Source organism: Flavobacterium sp. MDT1-60 (assembly GCF_014844035.1).
Classification (GTDB): domain Bacteria; phylum Bacteroidota; class Bacteroidia; order Flavobacteriales; family Flavobacteriaceae; genus Flavobacterium.
This window is the reverse complement of the sequence record NZ_CP062159.1, coordinates 1,347,299-1,366,542: the sequence shown is the minus strand read 5'-3', so window position 1 is coordinate 1,366,542 and position 19,244 is coordinate 1,347,299. Positions and strand designations below refer to the sequence as shown.

General features: G+C 33.0%; 18 protein-coding genes. 10 read left to right on the top strand and 8 right to left on the bottom strand.

Annotated elements, in window-relative coordinates; all coding sequences use genetic code 11:
* Positions 1 to 146: 146 nt before the first annotated feature.
* From obgE to IHE43_RS05595, 4 genes are all read right to left on the bottom strand, one after another.
* The gene (gene obgE / locus IHE43_RS05610) at positions 147 to 1,148 is read right to left on the bottom strand and encodes a GTPase ObgE (RefSeq protein ID WP_192187064.1); all 1,002 of its coding nucleotides are present in this window, start codon (positions 1,146 to 1,148) and stop codon (positions 147 to 149) included.
* A gap of 142 nt (positions 1,149 to 1,290) precedes the next feature.
* Complete coding sequence (locus tag IHE43_RS05605; protein WP_192187063.1) at positions 1,291 to 2,565, bottom strand: hemolysin family protein; 1,275 nt, start codon at positions 2,563 to 2,565, stop codon at positions 1,291 to 1,293.
* Positions 2,566 to 2,660: 95 nt separating this feature from the next.
* Entirely contained in the window at positions 2,661 to 3,233 is a 573-nt protein-coding gene (locus IHE43_RS05600) for an adenylate kinase (protein ID WP_192187062.1), read from the bottom strand.
* A gap of 76 nt (positions 3,234 to 3,309) precedes the next feature.
* Positions 3,310 to 3,840, bottom strand: a complete 531-nt coding sequence (locus tag IHE43_RS05595) for a phosphoribosyltransferase (RefSeq protein WP_192187061.1) — start codon at positions 3,838 to 3,840, stop codon at positions 3,310 to 3,312.
* 186 nt (positions 3,841 to 4,026) lie between these two features.
* Here IHE43_RS05595 and IHE43_RS05590 point away from each other — a divergent pair, with 186 nt between their 5' ends.
* The 7 genes from IHE43_RS05590 (at position 4,027) to purE (ending at position 12,052) form a co-directional block, all read left to right on the top strand.
* A complete protein-coding gene (locus IHE43_RS05590; RefSeq protein WP_192187060.1) occupies positions 4,027 to 5,304 on the top strand; it encodes a sorbosone dehydrogenase family protein in 1,278 nt (425 codons plus the stop codon).
* Between the two features lie 209 nt (positions 5,305 to 5,513).
* On the top strand, positions 5,514 to 7,610 hold the full coding sequence (locus IHE43_RS05585; RefSeq protein ID WP_192187059.1) for a TonB-dependent receptor: 2,097 nt from the start codon (positions 5,514 to 5,516) through the stop codon (positions 7,608 to 7,610).
* Between the two features lie 24 nt (positions 7,611 to 7,634).
* The gene (locus IHE43_RS05580; RefSeq protein ID WP_192187058.1) at positions 7,635 to 8,186 is read left to right on the top strand and encodes a hypothetical protein; all 552 of its coding nucleotides are present in this window, start codon (positions 7,635 to 7,637) and stop codon (positions 8,184 to 8,186) included.
* A gap of 168 nt (positions 8,187 to 8,354) precedes the next feature.
* Positions 8,355 to 9,512 carry a 5-(carboxyamino)imidazole ribonucleotide synthase gene (locus IHE43_RS05575; RefSeq protein WP_192187057.1) on the top strand — a complete coding sequence of 386 codons (1,158 nt, stop codon included), beginning with the start codon at positions 8,355 to 8,357 and terminating at the stop codon, positions 9,510 to 9,512.
* A gap of 68 nt (positions 9,513 to 9,580) precedes the next feature.
* Positions 9,581 to 10,900, top strand: a complete 1,320-nt coding sequence (locus IHE43_RS05570) for an ATP-binding protein (RefSeq protein ID WP_192187056.1) — start codon at positions 9,581 to 9,583, stop codon at positions 10,898 to 10,900.
* 3 nt (positions 10,901 to 10,903) lie between these two features.
* Positions 10,904 to 11,497, top strand: a complete 594-nt coding sequence (locus tag IHE43_RS05565; protein ID WP_192187055.1) for a hypothetical protein — start codon at positions 10,904 to 10,906, stop codon at positions 11,495 to 11,497.
* A 39-nt stretch (positions 11,498 to 11,536) separates the two neighbouring features.
* On the top strand, positions 11,537 to 12,052 hold the full coding sequence (purE, locus tag IHE43_RS05560; protein ID WP_370526742.1) for a 5-(carboxyamino)imidazole ribonucleotide mutase: 516 nt from the start codon (positions 11,537 to 11,539) through the stop codon (positions 12,050 to 12,052).
* 65 nt (positions 12,053 to 12,117) lie between these two features.
* Here the strand turns inward: purE and IHE43_RS05555 are convergent, their stop codons facing one another.
* Positions 12,118 to 12,789, bottom strand: a complete 672-nt coding sequence (locus tag IHE43_RS05555) for a hypothetical protein (RefSeq protein WP_225585404.1) — start codon at positions 12,787 to 12,789, stop codon at positions 12,118 to 12,120.
* A gap of 222 nt (positions 12,790 to 13,011) precedes the next feature.
* Here IHE43_RS05555 and IHE43_RS05550 point away from each other — a divergent pair, with 222 nt between their 5' ends.
* Positions 13,012 to 15,039, top strand: a complete 2,028-nt coding sequence (locus IHE43_RS05550) for a M3 family metallopeptidase (protein ID WP_192187053.1) — start codon at positions 13,012 to 13,014, stop codon at positions 15,037 to 15,039.
* 129 nt (positions 15,040 to 15,168) lie between these two features.
* Here IHE43_RS05550 and IHE43_RS05545 read toward each other — a convergent pair whose 3' ends face one another.
* The 3 genes from IHE43_RS05545 to IHE43_RS05535 all read right to left on the bottom strand — a co-directional run bounded on the left by IHE43_RS05545 (position 15,169) and on the right by IHE43_RS05535 (position 17,028).
* Positions 15,169 to 15,894, bottom strand: coding sequence for a hypothetical protein (locus IHE43_RS05545; protein WP_192187052.1), 726 nt, complete (start codon positions 15,892 to 15,894; stop codon positions 15,169 to 15,171).
* Between the two features lie 81 nt (positions 15,895 to 15,975).
* A complete protein-coding gene (locus IHE43_RS05540) occupies positions 15,976 to 16,692 on the bottom strand; it encodes a hypothetical protein (protein WP_192187051.1) in 717 nt (238 codons plus the stop codon).
* Between the two features lie 114 nt (positions 16,693 to 16,806).
* Positions 16,807 to 17,028 carry a hypothetical protein gene (locus IHE43_RS05535; protein WP_192187050.1) on the bottom strand — a complete coding sequence of 74 codons (222 nt, stop codon included), beginning with the start codon at positions 17,026 to 17,028 and terminating at the stop codon, positions 16,807 to 16,809.
* Positions 17,029 to 17,594: 566 nt separating this feature from the next.
* On the opposite strand from IHE43_RS05535, the gene IHE43_RS05530 reads away from it, so the two are divergent.
* Together IHE43_RS05530 and IHE43_RS05525 are read left to right on the top strand one after the other, a co-directional pair.
* On the top strand, positions 17,595 to 18,098 hold the full coding sequence (locus tag IHE43_RS05530; RefSeq protein WP_056189131.1) for a GbsR/MarR family transcriptional regulator: 504 nt from the start codon (positions 17,595 to 17,597) through the stop codon (positions 18,096 to 18,098).
* Between the two features lie 340 nt (positions 18,099 to 18,438).
* Positions 18,439 to 19,239, top strand: a complete 801-nt coding sequence (locus IHE43_RS05525) for a YqjF family protein (protein WP_192187049.1) — start codon at positions 18,439 to 18,441, stop codon at positions 19,237 to 19,239.
* The last annotated feature ends 5 nt before the right edge of the window (positions 19,240 to 19,244 follow it).

The following is a 19,244-nucleotide window of genomic DNA, read 5'->3' as shown; positions in this document are numbered from 1 at the left end:
ACTCATTTTCGCAATTATAACACCTCATAAACTCTTAAAATAAAACATACTGTTTCTTTTTTATCGTTTTTTTACGAATTTAACATTGAACCCAATAAAAAAGGCGTCCGCTGCAGCGGACGCCTTTTAAAAATATTTTTAAGCTTTTAGTCGTTAAGCATTTTCCAAAGTTTGTCTTTCAATTCTGTTAAACCTTGTTGTGCAACAGATGAAATAAACATATAAGGAATATCTTTAAAAGCAACATCAAGTTCAACTTTCAATTCGGCTTTAAGCTCATCATCCAGCATATCGCATTTTGAGATCACTAAAAGACGTTCTTTATCCAACATTTCAGGATTGTATTTTGTTAACTCATTAACCAAAATATCATATTCTCCTTTAATATCAGGAGTATCAACAGGAACTAAAAATAGTAAAGTTGAATTACGCTCAATATGACGCAAGAAATAATGTCCTAACCCTTTTCCTTCAGCGGCACCTTCAATAATTCCGGGAATATCTGCAATTACAAACGATTGATAATCTCTGTAAGCGACAATTCCTAAGTTTGGTTTTAAAGTTGTAAAAGGATAATCGGCAATTTTTGGTTTTGCAGAAGTCAATACAGACAACAAAGTTGATTTTCCTGCATTTGGAAAACCTACCAAACCAACATCAGCCAAAACTTTAAGTTCCAGAATCACATCCATTTCTACACCTGGTAAACCTGGTTGCGCGTAACGTGGCGTTTGATTGGTTGAACTTCTAAAGTGCCAGTTTCCTAAACCCCCTTTTCCTCCTTTTGAAAGAATTTGTTTTTCACCATCTTCAGTAATTTCGAATAAGGTTTCTCCGGTTTCTTTATCTTTTACGACAGTTCCTAAAGGTACTTCAATAAATTTATCATCTCCATCAGCACCGGTACTACGGTCTCCTCCTCCATCTCCACCATGTCCGGCTTTAATATGGCGCGCAAATTTTAAGTGAAATAATGTCCACAAACCTTTATTCCCCACTAAATATACGTGTCCACCACGACCACCATCACCACCGTCCGGGCCTCCTTTTTCAATAAATTTCTCTCTATGTAAATGCGTAGATCCTTTCCCTCCTTTTCCGGATGAAACATATATCTTAACGTAATCTACAAAATTTCCTTCTGTCATTGTTTTGAATTTCAGATTTTAGATTTTAGATTTTAGATTGCTCTAAATCTTATTTCTAACTTCTATTGTTTTCTTATTCAGTCGCAGTCACAGTTTTCAGTGCAGACTGCGATTGAAAACTGTGACTGAAAACTATTTATTTTTACTCTTTAAGTGCTTTTACCAACACTTTGTCAATCTTTACGCCGTCCATGTCGATCACTTCAAGCACAAATTTTTGCCAATATAATTTTTCACCTTCTTTTGGAATGTGTGAAAGCTCGGTCATAATCATCCCGCTTACGGTGTTAACTTCATAATCATTGGTTAATTCGTCTAACTCAAAATAGGTTAGGAAATCGTGTAATGAGTAATGCCCGTCGACCAGCCATGAACCATCTTCTCTTTCGATTAACTGGAATTCATCTTTATAAAAATCAGATGCATCTCCAACTAAAGCTTCCAGAATATCATTCAATGTAATAATTCCCTGAAAAACTCCGTATTCGTCAGAAACCAAAGCATAATGCACTCCTGTTCTTTTAAAATTTTCCAACGCTTTGTAAGCCGTTGTCTGTTCCATCAAATAAGGAGGATCGGTCATAATTGCCGACAGATCAAAATGATCGCTTTCGATATTCGCGAATATATTTTTAAGTGTTACGATTCCGACAATATCATCGTAATTATCATTATAAATTGGATAAACAGTATGCAAATCTTCTAAAACCAATGTTTTGATTTTGTCTTTATCAGCATTTAATGGCAACATGTCTACCGATTTACGGTGCGTCATTAATGAATTTACTTTTCGGTCGCCAATATGAAAAACACGTTCCACAATATCCTGTTCAATTTCCTGAACTTCTCCGCCTTCGGTTCCTTCTTTTATAATGGCTTTTATTTCTTCTTCGGTCACTTTTCCGTCAGCTGAAGGTTTTATCTGTAGAACATTCAGTAAAAAATCAGTTGATGAGGTTAACAACCAAATGAAAGGTGCCGTAATTATCGAAACTATTTTCATCGGCAGCGCTACTGCTTTTGCTATCGTTTCAGGGTAATTTAAGCCAATTCGTTTTGGCAATAATTCCCCTAAGACCAAAGAAAAAAACGTTAAAACTACTACCACAATTCCAACTGCAACTGAATGTGCATACGGTTTTAAAATCGCAAATCCGGCAACAAAAGTCTCAACATCCATTGTGATTTTATCTCCACTATAAATACCGGTCAAAATTCCGATTAAGGTAATTCCGATTTGTACTGTAGATAAAAACTTGTTTGGAGAATTAGCTAAATCCAATGCAATTTTTGCACTTTTATTTCCTTTTTTAGCAGCAGTTTCCAATCTGTTTTTTCTAGCCGAAATCAATGCAATTTCTGACATCGAGAAAACTCCGTTTAATAGTATTAGAAAAAATATTATTAGTATTTCCATTTTTAAGTTTAAAGTTAAAAGTCAAAAGTTAAATGTTTTCAGAACTTATTTCAAATTCCTTCCAACATTCAACTTTTAACTTCAAACAGATTTTATTACAAATTATCTATAACTGACGTTAATCGCTCTGTAATTTCTTCGATAGTTCCGATACCATTTACGGCATGAAACTTATTTTGTTGTTTATAATATCCAATTAATGGAGCTGTTTTTTCGTTGTATTCCTGATATCTTACACGAATTTTTTCTTCGTCCTGATCATCAACTCTTCCGCTTGTTTTTCCTCTTTCTAACAAACGAGCTACCAAAATTTCATCGTCAGCTTCTAATGCAATAGTTGCTGTAACACTTGATCCGATTGTTGGTAAAAATTTATCTAAAGCTTCAGCCTGATCTAAAGTTCTTGGGTAACCGTCGAACAAAAACCCGTTTGAATCTAAATGTTTGTTCACTTCATCAATTAACATTGCAGTTGTAACTTCGCAAGGAACCAATTCCCCATTGTCCATAAAAACTCTTGCTCTTTTACCTAAATCTGTATCATTTTTTAAATTAAAACGAAAAATATCTCCTGTAGAAAGATGTGTTAATTTGTATTTCTCTTTTAAAAATTCTGCCTGAGTTCCTTTTCCTGCTCCTGGCTTTCCAAATAAAACGATGTTAATCATAATGTGAGTGTTTCTTGACTTCTTGATTTTATCTAAGAAGTTTAAAATGAATATAATAGTTGTGTTGTGTTTTTAATTATTTAGCTAACTTGTATACTTCGGTCAAATTTCTTCCTAAACCATCGTAGTCTAAACCGTAACCCACGATGAATTTATTTGGAATTCTTATTCCGATATAATCAATTTTAATGTCTTTTTTATAAGCTTCAGGTTTAAAAAACAAAGTCGCAATTTTAAAATGCTTTACGTTTTGTTGTTTAAACAAATGTTTTAATTCTTCGATTGTATTTCCGGTGTCAATAATATCCTCAATTACAACCACAGTTCTGCCTGAAAGATCCTGATTAATTCCTATTAATTCTTTAACAACATTAGTCGTTTCAGTTCCTTCATAAGATGCCATTTTGATGAATGAAACCTCGCACGGACTTTTGTATTTTTTCAGGAAATCGCTTACAACCATAAATGCACCATTCAAAACGCCAATAAAAATTGGAGTATCATCTCCAAAATCATCTTCTACTTGTGCAACTATTTTGGTTAAAGCAAAATCAATTTCCTTAGCCGAAATAAACGGAACAAATTGTTTATCGTGAAGTTGTATCATTATTTTTGATTTTAAAATAATGCGCAAAGATACAGAATTACAACCAAATTGTCAGTATCAAAATACTACTGAAAAAGTTCTTTTTTGGAAATGTTAAATATCAGTTAATATCTACAAATCATTTCCTACAACTATGGCAAAATTTACTAAATTGTTATTTTATAAATATTTAACTCCAAAAATACCATGAAAACTACGATACAACTTTTATCTATATCGTTATTAACTATAATTACAGCCTGCAACGGGCAAGTAAAAAAGGAAGAAAAAGAAGCCCTGGCAAAACAACCTGCCAATATTGTAAAAACTGCAATTGGAAATATTACACTTCCTCCGCCCTATGCAACTGAATCTAAATCTAAAAACAGTAAAGTGATAGGCTGGCCGGAAGGAAAAACACCAAAAGCACCGGAAGGCTTTACGGTTACAAAATTTGCTGACGGATTTGAAAATCCGCGCTGGACATATATAGGTCCAAACAATGATATTTTTGTTGTTGAAAGCGGCACAAGAACAAGCAAAAATCAAATTATAATTTTACGTGACAAAGACAAAGACGGCGTTTTTGAAACCCGCGAAGTCTTTTTGAAAGACCTCAACAGACCTTTGGGAATGCTTATTCTAAAAGACTTTTTTTATGTTGCAAATACTGACGGACTTTACCGTTATCCTTATAAAAACGCACCATTAAAATTAGAAACCAAGGGCATCAAAATTGTTGAACTTCCAGCTGGAGGATACAACAATCACTGGACCAGAAGTCTGCTCGCCAACCCTGAAGGAACGAAAATTTATATTGGCGTTGGTTCAGGAAGCAACGTTGGAGAAAATGGAATGAAGGAAGAAATACGCCGCGCTGCAATTTTAGAAATCAATCCTGACGGAACCGGCGAAAAAATTTATGCTGACGGCCTAAGAAACCCAATGGGAATGGACTGGAATCCAACCAATAAAAAAGAACTTTGGACTGCAGTTAATGAGCGCGATGAACTAGGCGATGATTTGGTTCCGGATTATATTACAAGTGTAAAAAGAGGTGGCTTTTACGGATGGCCGTATTCTTATTTCGGCAGTATTCCTGATCCGAGATTGAAAGGCGAACGTAAAGATTTAGTCGCAAAAGCAATTGTTCCTGATGTTCCGGTTGGTGCTCACACGGCATCCTTAGGATTGGCTTTTTACGATAAGGACAAATTTCCGGCAAAATATAAAAATGGGGCTTTCGTAGGACAGCACGGCTCATGGAATCGCTCTGTAATTTCCGGTTATAAAGTTCTTTTTGTCCCTTTTAAAGACGGAAAACCATTCGGAAAACCAGAGGATTTTTTAACCGGATTTATTTCAGATGCAAACAAAGCTGAAGTTTATGGACGACCTGTCGCGGTTACGGTTATGAATGACGGATCGCTTTTAGTAAATGATGACAGTGGAAATACGATTTGGAAGGTTACGGCGAATAAGTAAAATCCAATTTTAGTTGGAATTCAAAAACGCATAATTTTTACCGCAAAGTACGCTAAGATTTTTTTTCTTTAGTTTTTATAAAAATGCAAAGTTCGCAAAGCTTTGTATCGAACTAGCTTTGCGAACTTTGTGTTTTTATAAAGCTAACATAGGGTATAATCTTAGCGTTCTTTGCGGTTAATTTTTTTTATGTTCAACAAAACTCTTTTATGATTTTAAAAAAATATTGCTTTTTTCTCTTTGCCCTAATTGTTTTCCAAAACAGTTTTGCGCAGGAAGAAAAAAGCAAATCTATTGATTCTGTGAATACAGAAAAACTGGAAGAAGTTATTATCAGTTCCTTTCATATTAATGACAGTTTGCAGAATGCACCGGCTTCGATTGGAATTTTATCCAAAAAAGAACTGACACAAAATAATGCTACTGATATTACAACTGTTGTGAATACAATTCCGGGAGTTTTTATGCAATCGTCAAACTTTACAACAACCCGAATTTCAATTCGAGGTATTGGTGCGAGAACTCCGTATGGAACGAACAAAATAAGAGCTTTTTATGGCAGCATTCCGCTGACTTCAGGAAATAGTGAAACGGTTATTGACGATATTGATTTGGAAAACCTCAATCAGATTGAAATTATCAAAGGGCCGCTTTCGAGTATTTATGGCGCTGGTTTGGGCGGCGCGATTTTGATTTCGCCTCAGTTTTCAAAAACAAAAGGACAGACGGCTGAAATAAGTTCGGTTTTCGGCTCTTTTGGATTATTAAAAAATACTATGAATTATAGTTTAAATGAAAAAAGATCAAGTCTGAACTTAAGTTATCACAATCTCAAAAGTGATGGATGGCGCGAAAACAGTTCTTATAAACGAGAAGGAGTCACGCTTGCCGGTGAATTATTCAGAAAACAAAACAGCAAACTTACTTACTTCACTAATTACACTTATTTAAAAGCTTTTATTCCGAGTTCGATCAGTAAGGAAGTTTACGATTCAAATCCACAATTGGGTGCGCCAACCTGGGTGGCTTCAAAAGGATATAAAGAATACAAATCGACCTTGGCCGGACTGGCTTATGATTTTAAGATTACTGATAATCTGAATAATTCGACTTCTGTTTTTATCAATTACAAAGACAGCAACGAACCACGACCTTTTGATATTTTGCGCCAATATACTTTTGCAACCGGCGCAAGAACGCAATTTTCAGGAAATTTCGAAATTGGTAAACTGAAGAATCAATTCATTTTCGGAATGGAATATTTTACCGATAATTACAACGGAAATACCTTTGAAAATCTTTACAAACAAAATAACGGGCAAGGCAGTTTACAAGGAAATCAATTGACAAAAACGGATCAAAAAAGGCATTTTTACAATATATTTTCGCAAATTAGGTCTTTACTTTCAGAAAAATTGGAAGTTCAGTTTGGTTTAAATTATAATGAAACGCATTTTGAACTGACGAACTTTCTTCCTCAAAAAACGGCAACAGAAAAATACAGTTATGACGGAATTTTTTCGCCTCAACTTTCTTTATTATTCAAACCGAATCAACAACAAACCATATACTTTTCTGCAAGCCGCGGATTTTCATTACCCGCAACTGAAGAAACTTTGACGAGCAACGGAACCATCAATCCGGATATTAAACCTGAAAATGGTTATAATTTTGAATTGGGCGGAAAATTCTATTTCTTCAACAAAAACCTTTATACCGAAATTGCTGTTTACCGAATGGAAATCAAAGATTTATTGGTTGCCAAAAGAATTGGAGATGATCAGTATGAAGGCATAAATGCGGGGAAAACATTGCATGAAGGAATTGAAATTACGTTGAAACACAACTGGCAAATTAATCGGTTTTTTAATCTGAATTCTTATGTTGGAACTTCCATCGGGAAATATGAATTTAAAGAATTCGTTGATAACGGAAATGATTATTCCGGCAATAAATTAACCGGAGTTCCTGCAAATAAAATCAATGCCGGATTAATTTTAAATACTCGTTTTGGGATTTATCTGAATGCCGATTATCAATTTGTGGATGAAATTCTGATGAATGATGCTAATTCGGCTTTCTCCGATTCTTATAACATTATCAATTTGAAAACGGGTTATCGTTTTCAAATTCTCCATAATCTAACGTCCAATTTAGCTTTCGGAATCAATAATGTGACCAATGAAAAATATGCCTCTTTAATTTTGCCAAATGCACTTCCTGTCGGAACCTCATCTCCGAGATATTATTATCCAGGGCTTCCTATAAATTATTACGGAAATATCTCATTAAATTACTTATTTTAGTCGCAGAATTAAATTCGATTAAAGATGATATCTGAACTACAAAAGAAACTGGATTACGTTAGTGCTTATAGAGAAAACCGTTTGAAAGTGGCGCAGGAAATTTTAGAAAATCCAAGCTTATTTGACGAATTAGTTTCGATTTGTTTTTCTCCATCGGACAAAAACAACCACAAAGCCTGTTGGATTTTAGAATTTGTATCATACGAAGAATTGATTTGGCTTCAGCCTCATCTTGATTTTTTCTTTTCCAATTTAAAGAATTTAAAAGATGAAAGTGCCATTCGTCCCATTGCAAAAGTCACTCAGCTTTTAGTAAAATCCCATTATAAAAAAGATGACAACGGCATTGTTCTTTCTGAAACTAATCTTCAGGACTGTATCGAAGCGTCTTTTGACTGGCTGATAAACGATATAAAAGTGGCTACAAAAGCCTATTCGATAAGAACTTTATATGTGTTAGGAAATTATTACGATTGGATTCATCCTGAACTAAAAATTATTCTGGATAAAGATTATGGCGATCATTCCGCAGCCTATAAAGCAGTTGCAAAAGAAGTTTTAAAGAAAATGAAATAGTTTTAGTTTGCCACGAATTACACGGATTTTCACTAATTAATTTTAAAATGGAGTAAAAGAAAAATTTGTGGAATTGCTTCGCCTGTTCGCTGTCGCTCGAGTCGTGGCTAAAAAACTAAATTTTGGCTAAAAAAGATTAAAAGGTATCTTTGCAAAAACACAACTACAATGAATTATTTTTCTTCTGATTTTAAATTAGGAATATTAGGCGGTGGACAACTAGGCAAAATGCTATTGTTTGACACGCGAAAATTTGACATACAAACTTACGTTTTAGATCCGAGTGACGAAGCTCCAAGTAAAATTGCCTGTAACAAATTCTTTCAGGGTGATTTAATGGATTATGAAACGGTTTACAATTTTGGAAAACAAGTTGATGTTTTGACTTTCGAAATTGAACTCGTAAATCTTGAAGCTTTAACGCAATTAGAAAATGAAGGTGTAAAAGTGTATCCGTCTCCAAAAACCTTAAAAGGAATTCAAAATAAAGGAACTCAAAAAGATTTTTATACAGCAAGCAATATCCCAACGGCCGCATATTTACGATTTGACAGTCCGGAGCATTTGCAAAAATCGGTTGGAAACAATGAAATTACAATTCCGTTTGTCTGGAAATGCACCGAATTTGGTTATGACGGAAATGGTGTAAAAGTGATTCGCCAGATTTCTGACATGGATGATTTACCAAATGTAGAATGTATTGCGGAAACTATGGTACCATACAAAAATGAATTGGCAGTTATCGTTTGCAGAAATCCATCAGGAGAAATAAAAACCTATCCGGTTGTTGAAATGGAATTTCATCCGGAAGCCAACCAGGTAGAATATGTAATTTGCCCGGCAAGAATCGACGAAAAAGTCGCTGAAAAAGCCAGAGCAATTGCTTTGAATGTTTCGGAGAAATTCAATCACGTTGGACTTTTAGCAGTTGAGATGTTTCAAACCAATGATGATGAAATCTTAGTAAACGAAGTTGCTCCTCGCCCACACAATTCTGGTCATTATTCTATTGAAGCAAGTTATACTTCTCAATTCGAAAATCATTTACGCGCTATTCTGGATCTTCCGTTAGGAAACACAGACAGCAAAGTTGCAGGAGTTATGGTAAATTTAGTGGGTGCCGAAGGTTTTTCCGGAGATGTCGTTTATGAAAACATAGAAACCATTTTAGGATGGAACGGCGTTACTCCCCATATTTACGGTAAAAAACAAACAAGACCTTTCAGAAAAATGGGTCACGTTACAATTGTAAATGAAGATATGCAAGAAGCGAGAAGAATTGCTGAGGAAGTTAAGAATACTATTAGAGTGATTAGTGGTCAGTAATTAGATCAGTCGCAGTCGCAGTTTACAATAGCAATCATTTTTTAATTAGATTTGTAAAAAATCAATAAATGAAAATTTCAAAATTACATATCGATCAGTTTAGGCATTTAGAAAATCTAGATTTTGATTTTACATATCCTGAAGATTTCCATATTGAAGAAAAAAGAGGAAAGCCTTTAGATAAAATATGTTTTATTGGGCAAAGTGCTACGGGTAAAACTGGATTGTTACAATTGATTTATGATCATTCTATTAATCTTTTAAATTTAGAACTCATAAACGGTCAAATATTCAGATTAAAAAATAATCTAAATAAAAGTGAAGTTACCTTTTTAATAGAAAATGATATTTTTCATTTAAAAAACAACGAAGTTTCTTTCAAAAACCGTGTTTATCGAAATGATTTTAATAGCGGAGGTGGACAAGTAACAAGTTTAATTCCAAAACAAGATAAAAAAGATATTTTTTACTTTAAAGCGAATTTAGTATCCGATCAAAACATAAATTTTCTTTCAACTAATCCAATCGAATTAATAGAAAAACATAGTAACGAACTTCAAGCTATTAAAAAGGAATTTGAAGAGAGAGATAACCTTTTTTTAATGGAAGAAAATTATGGTTTATTATTTAATGACAATGTGGACACGAAAATTTGGCTTCATCTGTTAGTAGATTATCTAAATTACCGAAAAAACTTTACTCAAAAAATGTCTGAATTAATCCACAAAGGTTTCATTAATGATGTAAATAAATTAAGTTTAGAATTTAACAAATGGCAAAAGGATAATCCAAACAGATTAGAGTCGTTTACAAAGGAGTTTAATTATATTTTAGAACATTTAAATTTAGAGGTTGACCTTGTAAATACCGAATATTCAATACCAATAAAAAACAAAGGAAGAGAAGAAATTATTCCGTTTCAAGACACAAGTACTGGAACAAAACAACTTCTGTTGACATCTTTACCCTTATATTCATTAGAAACTAAAGGTTCACTAATTTTAATAGATGAACCTGAACGCTCATTATATCCAAATATTCAGATGGAAGTAATGGATTATTATAAAAGACTTGCTCCAGAAGCGCAGTTTATTACCGCAACCCATTCTCCATTTGTAGCTGCTTCATTTGAACCAGAAGAAAGATTTATTTTATATTTTGATAAAGATGGAAAAGTGGCTGTCCGCAGAGGAACTTCTCCTATTGGAGATGATCCAAACGATATGCTTGATAATGATTTTGGAATTGATTATATAAACAAATATGGCAAAAAAATATATAATGAATATCTTGAAAAAAGAAGACAATTGCTGTTTGAAGAAAATGAAGAAGTAAAACAAAAACTTCAAGATGAAATTGAATCTATTGGAGATAAGTATAATTTTTAATGAATGAAAAGAGTTTTAAAATCTCCGCTTTCTCTAATTATTTCTGATAAGATCATTTATAAATCTAAGGGAGATAATTCTAAATTAGGTTCTCTTCTTTTAAAAGAACAAAAAGGATTTTGTGCTTATACAGAACATTATATTGGATTTGATGATGCAAATGACACTGAGCATTTTAATCCAAATTTAAAAGACCAACCAGAAGATAATTATTATAATTGGTATAAAGTCAAACACCTTCCAAATCAAAGAAAAACTAATAGTTGGATTGAGCCAATATTAATGCCTTATGCCGATGATTTTGAAAGTAGAATTATCTATGATGAAGGTGAATATTTTGCAAAACCTAATGACGATGAAGCAAATAACCTAATCATTCTATTAGACTTAAATAATCAAAAAAGAGTAGAAGATAGAAAAAATTATATCAAACGAAGAAGGGAATCAATAAATGACAGAAAGCTTCAAACTGATATAGAAATAAAAAAATATTTTCAAGACAAAATTGATAATGAAATTAATTCAATCTGTTATTTACGAGCAATTCAAGAAGAATTCAAAATCGACATTTGGAATATGATTTCTGAATTAGAATAAAAAATATCTAATAGCTTTAAGTCACAGCAAAAACCTGACCTGAAACTTGAAACCAAAATAAACAAAAAAACAATGAGCAAAGTAGCCATCATAATGGGAAGTATCTCTGACATGCCAGTCATGCAGGATGCCATCGACATATTAAAACAATTTAATATTGAAGTTGAAGTAGATATCGTTTCGGCACACAGAACGCCGGAAAAATTATTCGATTTCAGTAAAAATGCACATACTCGCGGTATTTCCGTAATTATTGCCGGAGCAGGTGGTGCCGCGCATTTACCGGGAATGGTTGCTTCAATGTCTCCGCTTCCTGTAATTGGAGTTCCTGTAAAATCAAGTAATTCAATTGATGGCTGGGATTCTGTTTTATCGATTCTACAAATGCCAGGCGGTGTTCCGGTTGCCACAGTTGCTTTAAACGGGGCAAAAAATGCTGGGATTTTAGCAGCACAAATTATTGGAAGTCACGATAAAAAAGTACTTGACACTATTATTTCATACAAAGAAGAATTGAAAGCAGCTGTTAATAAAGCGGCTGAAGGTTTGAAATAGTTTTCAGTTTTCAGTCACAGTTTTCAGTGTGAACTGTGACTGAAAACCGTGACTGAAAACTAAAATTAAGCTTCATCTTCAACCTCTTCCAAAATAGATTCAAATTCAGATTCTATCACATCATCCTTATTTATCCAATTCTCTGAAGTAACCAGATTGTAATTTACATCATCTTCTGTTGTCAATTCCCAGATAATACTTTCTGCTTCGGGAAACGGAATATTCTGAGAAATTTGAGTTTCGAATAATCTCTTGATAAGATTTCTATCTGACAAACCATTATTCAATAATTTCAAAACGTTTTCGGCTGTTAGCTTTTGTGCTTCGCCATCCGTTGGAGTCATTGAAAAATGAACAACAGACGCTTTTGCATTTGGAAATTTCCCATTATAAGCTTTAAAAAGCAATTGATTCACATGAAACAATGTGCCTTGCATGTGTATCTCAGGGTATTCCTCGCAAACCTTATCGATTAACATATTGTTTGATATCTGCTCAATTTGTCCTTCACTTAATTGATCTCCTAATTTATATTCTAAGACAATCTGTGCAGCTTCATTAGGCTCGTAATCAGAAATTGCCATTTCTAATAATTCCGGCAAACTACTTTTCTCAGCTGCGGCACCATCCGGATAATTGAATTTCTGTAATAACTGAATAAAATCTTCCTCAGACCAATATCCTTCCACTTCATTTACCGTATCGATATTCTTTATTTCAACTTTATAATTCATCATTTTATTTTTATAATTATGATAAGCATTTTATAATGCCAGATCCTATTTTTCTCAATTTACGTTTTTAAAATCGCCTACAGTAATAAATAACATATCTATAACACAATTTAAGAGGATTTTATGCCTCGAATCCTTTTTATATAGCCGATTAGATTTTTATAAATTGTTATCTTTGGAATTCGAAAATATCGACTTCACTTAATAAAAAAATAGTATATCATAATGAACGTTTTACTTTCAAAATTCGACACCAAACATAACACAGCACCTTTTTCGCAAATTAAAATCGAAGATTACGTTCCAGCTTTTCAGGAAGGAATTACTTTGGCTAAAGCCGAAATTGATGCCATCGTAAACAATCCGGAAGCGCCAACTTTTGAAAACACAGTTGTTGCTATGGATTTTTCCGGCGATATTCTAGATCGTCTTTCAAGTATTTTCTTTAATTTAAATTCAGCCGAAACGAGCGACGAAATGCAGAAAATCGCACAGGAAGTTTCGCCTTTGTTGTCTGAATTCGGAAACGATATTACACTGAACGCTGCTTTATTTACGAAAATAAAAGCCGTTTACGAGCAAAAAGAAAGTTTGAACCTAACTGCGGAACAAACAACACTTTTAGATAAAAAGTATAAAAGTTTCTCCAGAAACGGAGCCAATTTACCAGAAGATAAAAAAGATAAATTACGCGAAATTGACAAGGAATTATCAAAGCTGAGTTTACAGTTTGGTGAAAATGTTTTGGCAGAAACCAATGCTTTCGAATTGCATTTGACTAACGAAAGTGATTTGGCAGGATTACCGGAAGGAACTGTTGAAGCTGCGAGATTATTAGCAAAGGAAAAAGACAAAGAAGGCTGGATTTTCACTTTAGATCATCCAAGTTATGTTCCATTTTTGACTTATGCGGATAATCGCGAATTACGTAAAAAAATGGCGATTGCTTTTGGGGCAAGATCATTTCAAAATAACGAATTCGACAATCAGGAAAATGTGTTAAAAATTGCCAAACTGCGTTTTGAAAGAGCTAATTTATTAGGTTATAAAACGCATGCCCATTTTGTTCTGGAAGAAAGAATGGCGCAAAGTCCGGAGAAAGTTTTCTCTTTTTTAAATGATTTATTAGCAAAAGCAAAACCCGCAGCTCAAAAAGAATTTGCAGAATTGACTGCTTTTGCAAAGGAGCTAGACGGAATCGAACAATTGGAAAAATGGGACGGCGCTTATTATTCTGAAAAATTAAAACAACAGCTTTTTAATTTGGATGATGAGAAACTAAAACCGTATTTTCAGTTAGAAAAAGTTTTAGATGGAGCATTTACTGTTGCTAACAAATTATTTGGTTTAACCTTTACCGAAGTCTTTGACATCGATAAATACCACGAAGAAGTTACAACGTATGAAGTAAGAGATGCTGATAATAATTTAGTTTCAATTTTCTACGCTGATTTTTTTCCAAGAAAAGGAAAAAGAAATGGTGCCTGGATGACTTCATTCAAATCACAATCAATAAAAGATGGCGTAAACGAAAGACCACATATTTCAAACGTTTGCAACTTTACAAAACCAACAGAAACGAAACCTTCGTTGCTGACTTTTAATGAAGTGACAACTCTATTCCACGAATTTGGTCATGGATTACACGGAATGTTGGCTAATACAACGTATCCGAGTTTATCCGGAACGTCTGTTTTTTGGGATTTTGTAGAATTACCAAGTCAGATCATGGAAAACTGGTGTTACGAGCGAGAAGCTTTGGCTTTGTTCGCGAACCATTATGAAACAGGAGAAATTATTCCGATTGAATATGTTCAGAAAATCAAAGAAAGTGCGAGTTTTCAGGAAGGATTAGCGACTTTGCGTCAGTTGAGTTTTGGATTGTTAGACATGGCATGGCACGGACAAGATCCAACCAATATTACCGATTTAAAAGCTTTCGAAACAGAACAATTTGCTAATACACAATTATATCCTGATGTAAAAGAAAACGCAATGAGTACGGCCTTTTCACATATTTTTCAAGGTGGATATTCTTCTGGATATTACAGCTACAAATGGGCAGAAGTTTTGGATGCGGATGCTTTTGAATATTTCCAGGAAAAAGGTATTTTCAATAAAGAAATAGCAACAAAATTTAAAGACAATATACTTTCAAAAGGAGGCACAGAACATCCGATGATTTTGTATAAACGTTTTAGAGGTCAGGAACCAAAACCGGAAGCTTTGTTGAAAAGAGCGGGATTGTTATAATTTCAGATCTTAGATTTTAGATTAAAACCGAGGTAGCAATACTTCGGTTTTTTTTCAGATAGACTCTTTTCATGAATATATGTAAATTCAACAAAACATACTTATTATTCACTAAAAGGATTCCAAAAATCATGAAATTAATATACTTTTCAGACTGCTATCTGTTGGAAATGGTTTTACCCAAACCTGATTATTTGAATTCCACCCAGTATTAATATCATAAGAGACGGTTCGGGAATTATCTTCACTTGTAGTTAAATCGATCAGTATTCCTGGATTGTAAGATTTAAGAATGACAGTATTATTTTGAATATCCTCACTACTAAACATTAAAAATATTTTATTGACAGGGGCAACTTTAATATTATTATTTCCATAAGTATTAAAAACACAATTGCCGTAGTATTGTTCATCGGTATTACTGTAGATACAGATTCCCGTAGCATACGCAATACTTGAATCATTTTGAATTAATACATTTTGTAAAGTATTTTGAGTATCAATTGAAACCTTACCATTATCCTCAATTAACATTCGTTGTTTCAGTTCAATCTCATAAGTTGAACCAGCAACACTTTTAAACTTAGCTGTCGACTTAGATATTGAAGCCTCTAATGGAGCAATATATATAATTTTATTGTCTTCAATTACACTGGTAGATAAATAGGAACATAAATTAAATTCCCATTCTATCAAAACAGACTTCAAAAAATCTTTAGTAACATTCCAGCATAAAGGAGTAAATGACAAAGGGTTTGCAGGCTCACACGCGAGAAAACAACATAAGGTATATTTTTCACTATTTAATATTTCTACAGTTTCCTGAGAAAAATTGATTGTTAATGAATTCTTCATTTATTGTTATTTAAGTTAATTTATAAAAAATTACTCTTCATCAAATAAGATGAAGAGTAATTCAACCCCCAATGCAATAAACTAGACTGCAGCGTATTTTTCACTAATTGCTCTTTCTTCTGAGCTTACATTTTCAATTAACAACTTTTTTAAGTCAGTAAAAGCATTAAAGTTTTTCAACCATGTAGCTCCGCCTGCGCTCCAGCCGTCGTTTACAGTATAAGTAGTATCTCGTGAAGTAACACCTGTAAGGTTAATAAATGCACCAGCAGACATTGCTTTAGTGATTACAGTTGCAGTTAAGATTTGTTCTGTAGAAAAAATCAAAGCAATTTTTGTAATAGGTGTAATAACTCTTGATGAACCTGCTCCCAAAATTGGAAATGCACACAAAATATTTGAACTTCCGTTTACCACCTGATTAATTCCAACTGTAAATCTTTGACTGTCGTTGTTAAGGAAAGAAACAGCTCCTTCAACACCGTCTGTACTAGAATCTAAATTACCTGAACCTTTTTCTATAGTTATTAATTGTCCTAAATCAGTATCAATAGTATTACTGGCTTCGATTTGAATTTTTGGCGCTATTGTAGTTGTAGAATTGTAAGCCTGAAAATCTTCTTCCCAAGTAATTTTTGTTTTCCCTAATAATTTTTCAGCTGGTAAATTAAACCAAACTGTAGGAGAACCATCACCAGATGCAGCTACTGATTTGAATCCATATAAAGAATATCCTTCACTTTTTAAAATTTTTACGTCTTCCGGACTAATGTTGATTGTTGTGCTAAAAGTTGCCATAATATATGTTTTTGATTTGTTGTCCCTACTCATAAGGCTTTTCGGGTTACTCCTCACATTATTTTTCTGAATGCGAACAGTCTGTTTTTTTATTGCTTTGAAACCAACTTTTATTTATCTGGTAAATGTTGCGTTAGTTCCAGCTTTTGCAGTACAAGTACGAGGTATCATATTTGTACCATCATCCAGGCCTACCATATATTCTGTCCCTATTGCAATTCGTACTGCAGGGTCAAGATTCGTTACACGCAGATCATGGGCTCCTACTGGATCGTTACTTCTCGCAGTGGCTATTGGAGAAGTACCTAATTCATTTTTAATTAATAGATCATTCATCATTAAATTTTTTAAGTTAAACATAGTGTTTATCTGAGGCCTTCTTAATTTCTTATAAAATACCCCAAAATAATTTTGCGGTTTATATTCCACTAAAATTATATTAGTAATCAAACAGACAATCCTATCAAACAAGCTGTACTTTTCATTTTTGTTTGAGATAAAAATCTCATTTACATCGTTGAACAGAATTATATTTTTAATACTAACGGTTTTCTCATTTTCCGACCTGCAGAATCAGTTAATGAGTTTTTAGATTCTAATTGTACAATTATCAATTCTATTAACTTTTGAAATTTTCCTAGTCAAGAAACTTTTCAGAAAACCCTTAAATAATAGATTTTGACTTTATTTCTATTTCAAAACTATATCAAATAAAAAAGCTTGTTTATTAAAATGTCACAGAATGGAAATTATTAGGTATGAATAAGATAAAGAAAGGTATAAAGCAATTTTCCATTTTAAAAGCACCTCATTTAACCAAATTGAAAATAATTTTTAAAAAACAAGACAATAAACTTTCATTTATTTTTGAAAGTTTAAAAACTTTTGCTTACATTTGATCTATGGAATTCAAAGAAGCAAAAAATAAGTTCGTACAAACCTGGGGAGCATTGGGTTCTCAATGGGGAATTAATAAAACCATGGCGCAAATCCATGCTTTATTAATGGTCTCGAACGAAGCTGTTTCGATGGAAGACATTATGGATGAATTGCAGATTTCGCGCGGAAATGCCAGCATGAATCTTAGAGCTTTAATGGATTGGGGAATAGTCTATAAAGAATACAAAGCCGGAGAAAGAAGAGAATTTTTTACTGCCGAAAAAGATTTAGATGAATTAGCGGTAAAAATTTCGAGAGAAAGAAGTAAGAGAGAAATCAAACCTGCCCTTAAAATCTTAAAAGAAGTTTCGACAATTGAAGCAAAAGATTCAGCTGAAGAAAAACACTTTGTAGATCAAACTTCTAAACTGTATGACTTCGTTTTAAAAGCAGACAATATGTTAGATAAAATGACAGAATTCAATGAAAACTGGTTAGGACGTTTGGTTCTAAAAATTATGAAGTAAAAAAATTTAATTAAAACTTTCATTTTTTTCTGAAAGTTTAAAACAAACAATAACTATGATAACTTTTACCAACCTACACAAAATCAACAAAATATTCTATTTCACAACTCTTGGACTTTACGTCTTAATATATTTTGGAATGTTATTCCAAATAGTATTGGGGATTGTCCAAATAACAATCGGAATTATTTTACTCACAAAAATGAAGGAGCTTAACAAAGAAAAAAAGAGAAAAATTCAACTTTACTGGCTTTTAGTTTTGATCTCTTTTTTATTAATACCCGCCAATTTTGAATTCGGAAATGACTTTGGAAATTTCATTTGCTTTTTTGTGTTCCCTATGTTAGTAGCAACATACTTCTATTTTCTGACAGCAAATATTGATTCTGATTCATTTCTAAAAGCAGAATGGAAAAACTTAGCACTTTTTAATTACGTGGTAGATGCTAAAATCTTAGAAAAATATATTCCAGCAGGAACTGAAATCGATATTTGGAACAACAAATGTTATGTAAGTCTGGTTGGTTTTATGTTTAAAAACACCAAAGTTCTGGGAGTAAAAATTCCGTTTCATGTAAATTTTGAAGAAGTAAATCTTAGATTTTATGTAAAACGATTTGAAAACGGAGAATGGAAACGCGGCGTAGTTTTCATAAAAGAAATTGTTCCCAAAAAAGCGATTACATTCATTGCAAACACTTTATATCAGGAACATTATGAATCTCAGAAAATGAAACATGAAATTATTGAAGATGATGATACGCAAACTTTTATCTATCAATGGAAAAATAAGGAACAATGGAATACAATTCAATTAGAAACGGAAAAGAATCCAATAGAAATTGAAATCGGTTCTGAGGCTGAATTTATTACAGAACATTATTTTGGTTATACTAAAATTGATAACGAAACCACTTTTGAGTATGAAGTTCAACATCCGATATGGGAACAATTTAAAATTCTAAATCATAAAGTTCATATTGATTTTCAGGAAAATTACGGTAATGATTTTGAGTTTTTAGAAACTACCATTCCAACTTCAATTTTCCTTGCAAAAGGATCAGCAATTGAAGTAAAAAACAAACGCAAATTGGAAATTGCAGACCTTTTTACGCAACGCGGTTTAAATTATGAATATTAACCAAT

What these genes read in the sequence shown, in the direction of transcription:
- IHE43_RS05555 (WP_225585404.1), bottom strand. Translation starts at nt 12,789, where the DNA reads ATGATGAATTATAAAGTTGAAATAAAGAATATCGATACGGTAAATGAA.
- IHE43_RS05525 (WP_192187049.1), top strand. Translation starts at nt 18,439, where the DNA reads ATGTTAGTAGCAACATACTTCTATTTTCTGACAGCAAATATTGATTCT.
- IHE43_RS05550 (WP_192187053.1), top strand. Translation starts at nt 13,012, where the DNA reads ATGAACGTTTTACTTTCAAAATTCGACACCAAACATAACACAGCACCT.
- IHE43_RS05605 (WP_192187063.1), bottom strand. Translation starts at nt 2,565, where the DNA reads ATGGAAATACTAATAATATTTTTTCTAATACTATTAAACGGAGTTTTC.
- IHE43_RS05575 (WP_192187057.1), top strand. Translation starts at nt 8,355, where the DNA reads ATGAATTATTTTTCTTCTGATTTTAAATTAGGAATATTAGGCGGTGGA.
- IHE43_RS05590 (WP_192187060.1), top strand. Translation starts at nt 4,027, where the DNA reads ATGAAAACTACGATACAACTTTTATCTATATCGTTATTAACTATAATT.
- IHE43_RS05545 (WP_192187052.1), bottom strand. Translation starts at nt 15,894, where the DNA reads ATGAAGAATTCATTAACAATCAATTTTTCTCAGGAAACTGTAGAAATA.
- IHE43_RS05535 (WP_192187050.1), bottom strand. Translation starts at nt 17,028, where the DNA reads ATGAATGATCTATTAATTAAAAATGAATTAGGTACTTCTCCAATAGCC.
- IHE43_RS05600 (WP_192187062.1), bottom strand. Translation starts at nt 3,233, where the DNA reads ATGATTAACATCGTTTTATTTGGAAAGCCAGGAGCAGGAAAAGGAACT.
- IHE43_RS05570 (WP_192187056.1), top strand. Translation starts at nt 9,581, where the DNA reads ATGAAAATTTCAAAATTACATATCGATCAGTTTAGGCATTTAGAAAAT.
- IHE43_RS05565 (WP_192187055.1), top strand. Translation starts at nt 10,904, where the DNA reads ATGAAAAGAGTTTTAAAATCTCCGCTTTCTCTAATTATTTCTGATAAG.
- obgE (WP_192187064.1), bottom strand. Translation starts at nt 1,148, where the DNA reads ATGACAGAAGGAAATTTTGTAGATTACGTTAAGATATATGTTTCATCC.
- IHE43_RS05580 (WP_192187058.1), top strand. Translation starts at nt 7,635, where the DNA reads ATGATATCTGAACTACAAAAGAAACTGGATTACGTTAGTGCTTATAGA.
- IHE43_RS05540 (WP_192187051.1), bottom strand. Translation starts at nt 16,692, where the DNA reads ATGGCAACTTTTAGCACAACAATCAACATTAGTCCGGAAGACGTAAAA.
- IHE43_RS05595 (WP_192187061.1), bottom strand. Translation starts at nt 3,840, where the DNA reads ATGATACAACTTCACGATAAACAATTTGTTCCGTTTATTTCGGCTAAG.
- IHE43_RS05585 (WP_192187059.1), top strand. Translation starts at nt 5,514, where the DNA reads ATGATTTTAAAAAAATATTGCTTTTTTCTCTTTGCCCTAATTGTTTTC.
- IHE43_RS05530 (WP_056189131.1), top strand. Translation starts at nt 17,595, where the DNA reads ATGGAATTCAAAGAAGCAAAAAATAAGTTCGTACAAACCTGGGGAGCA.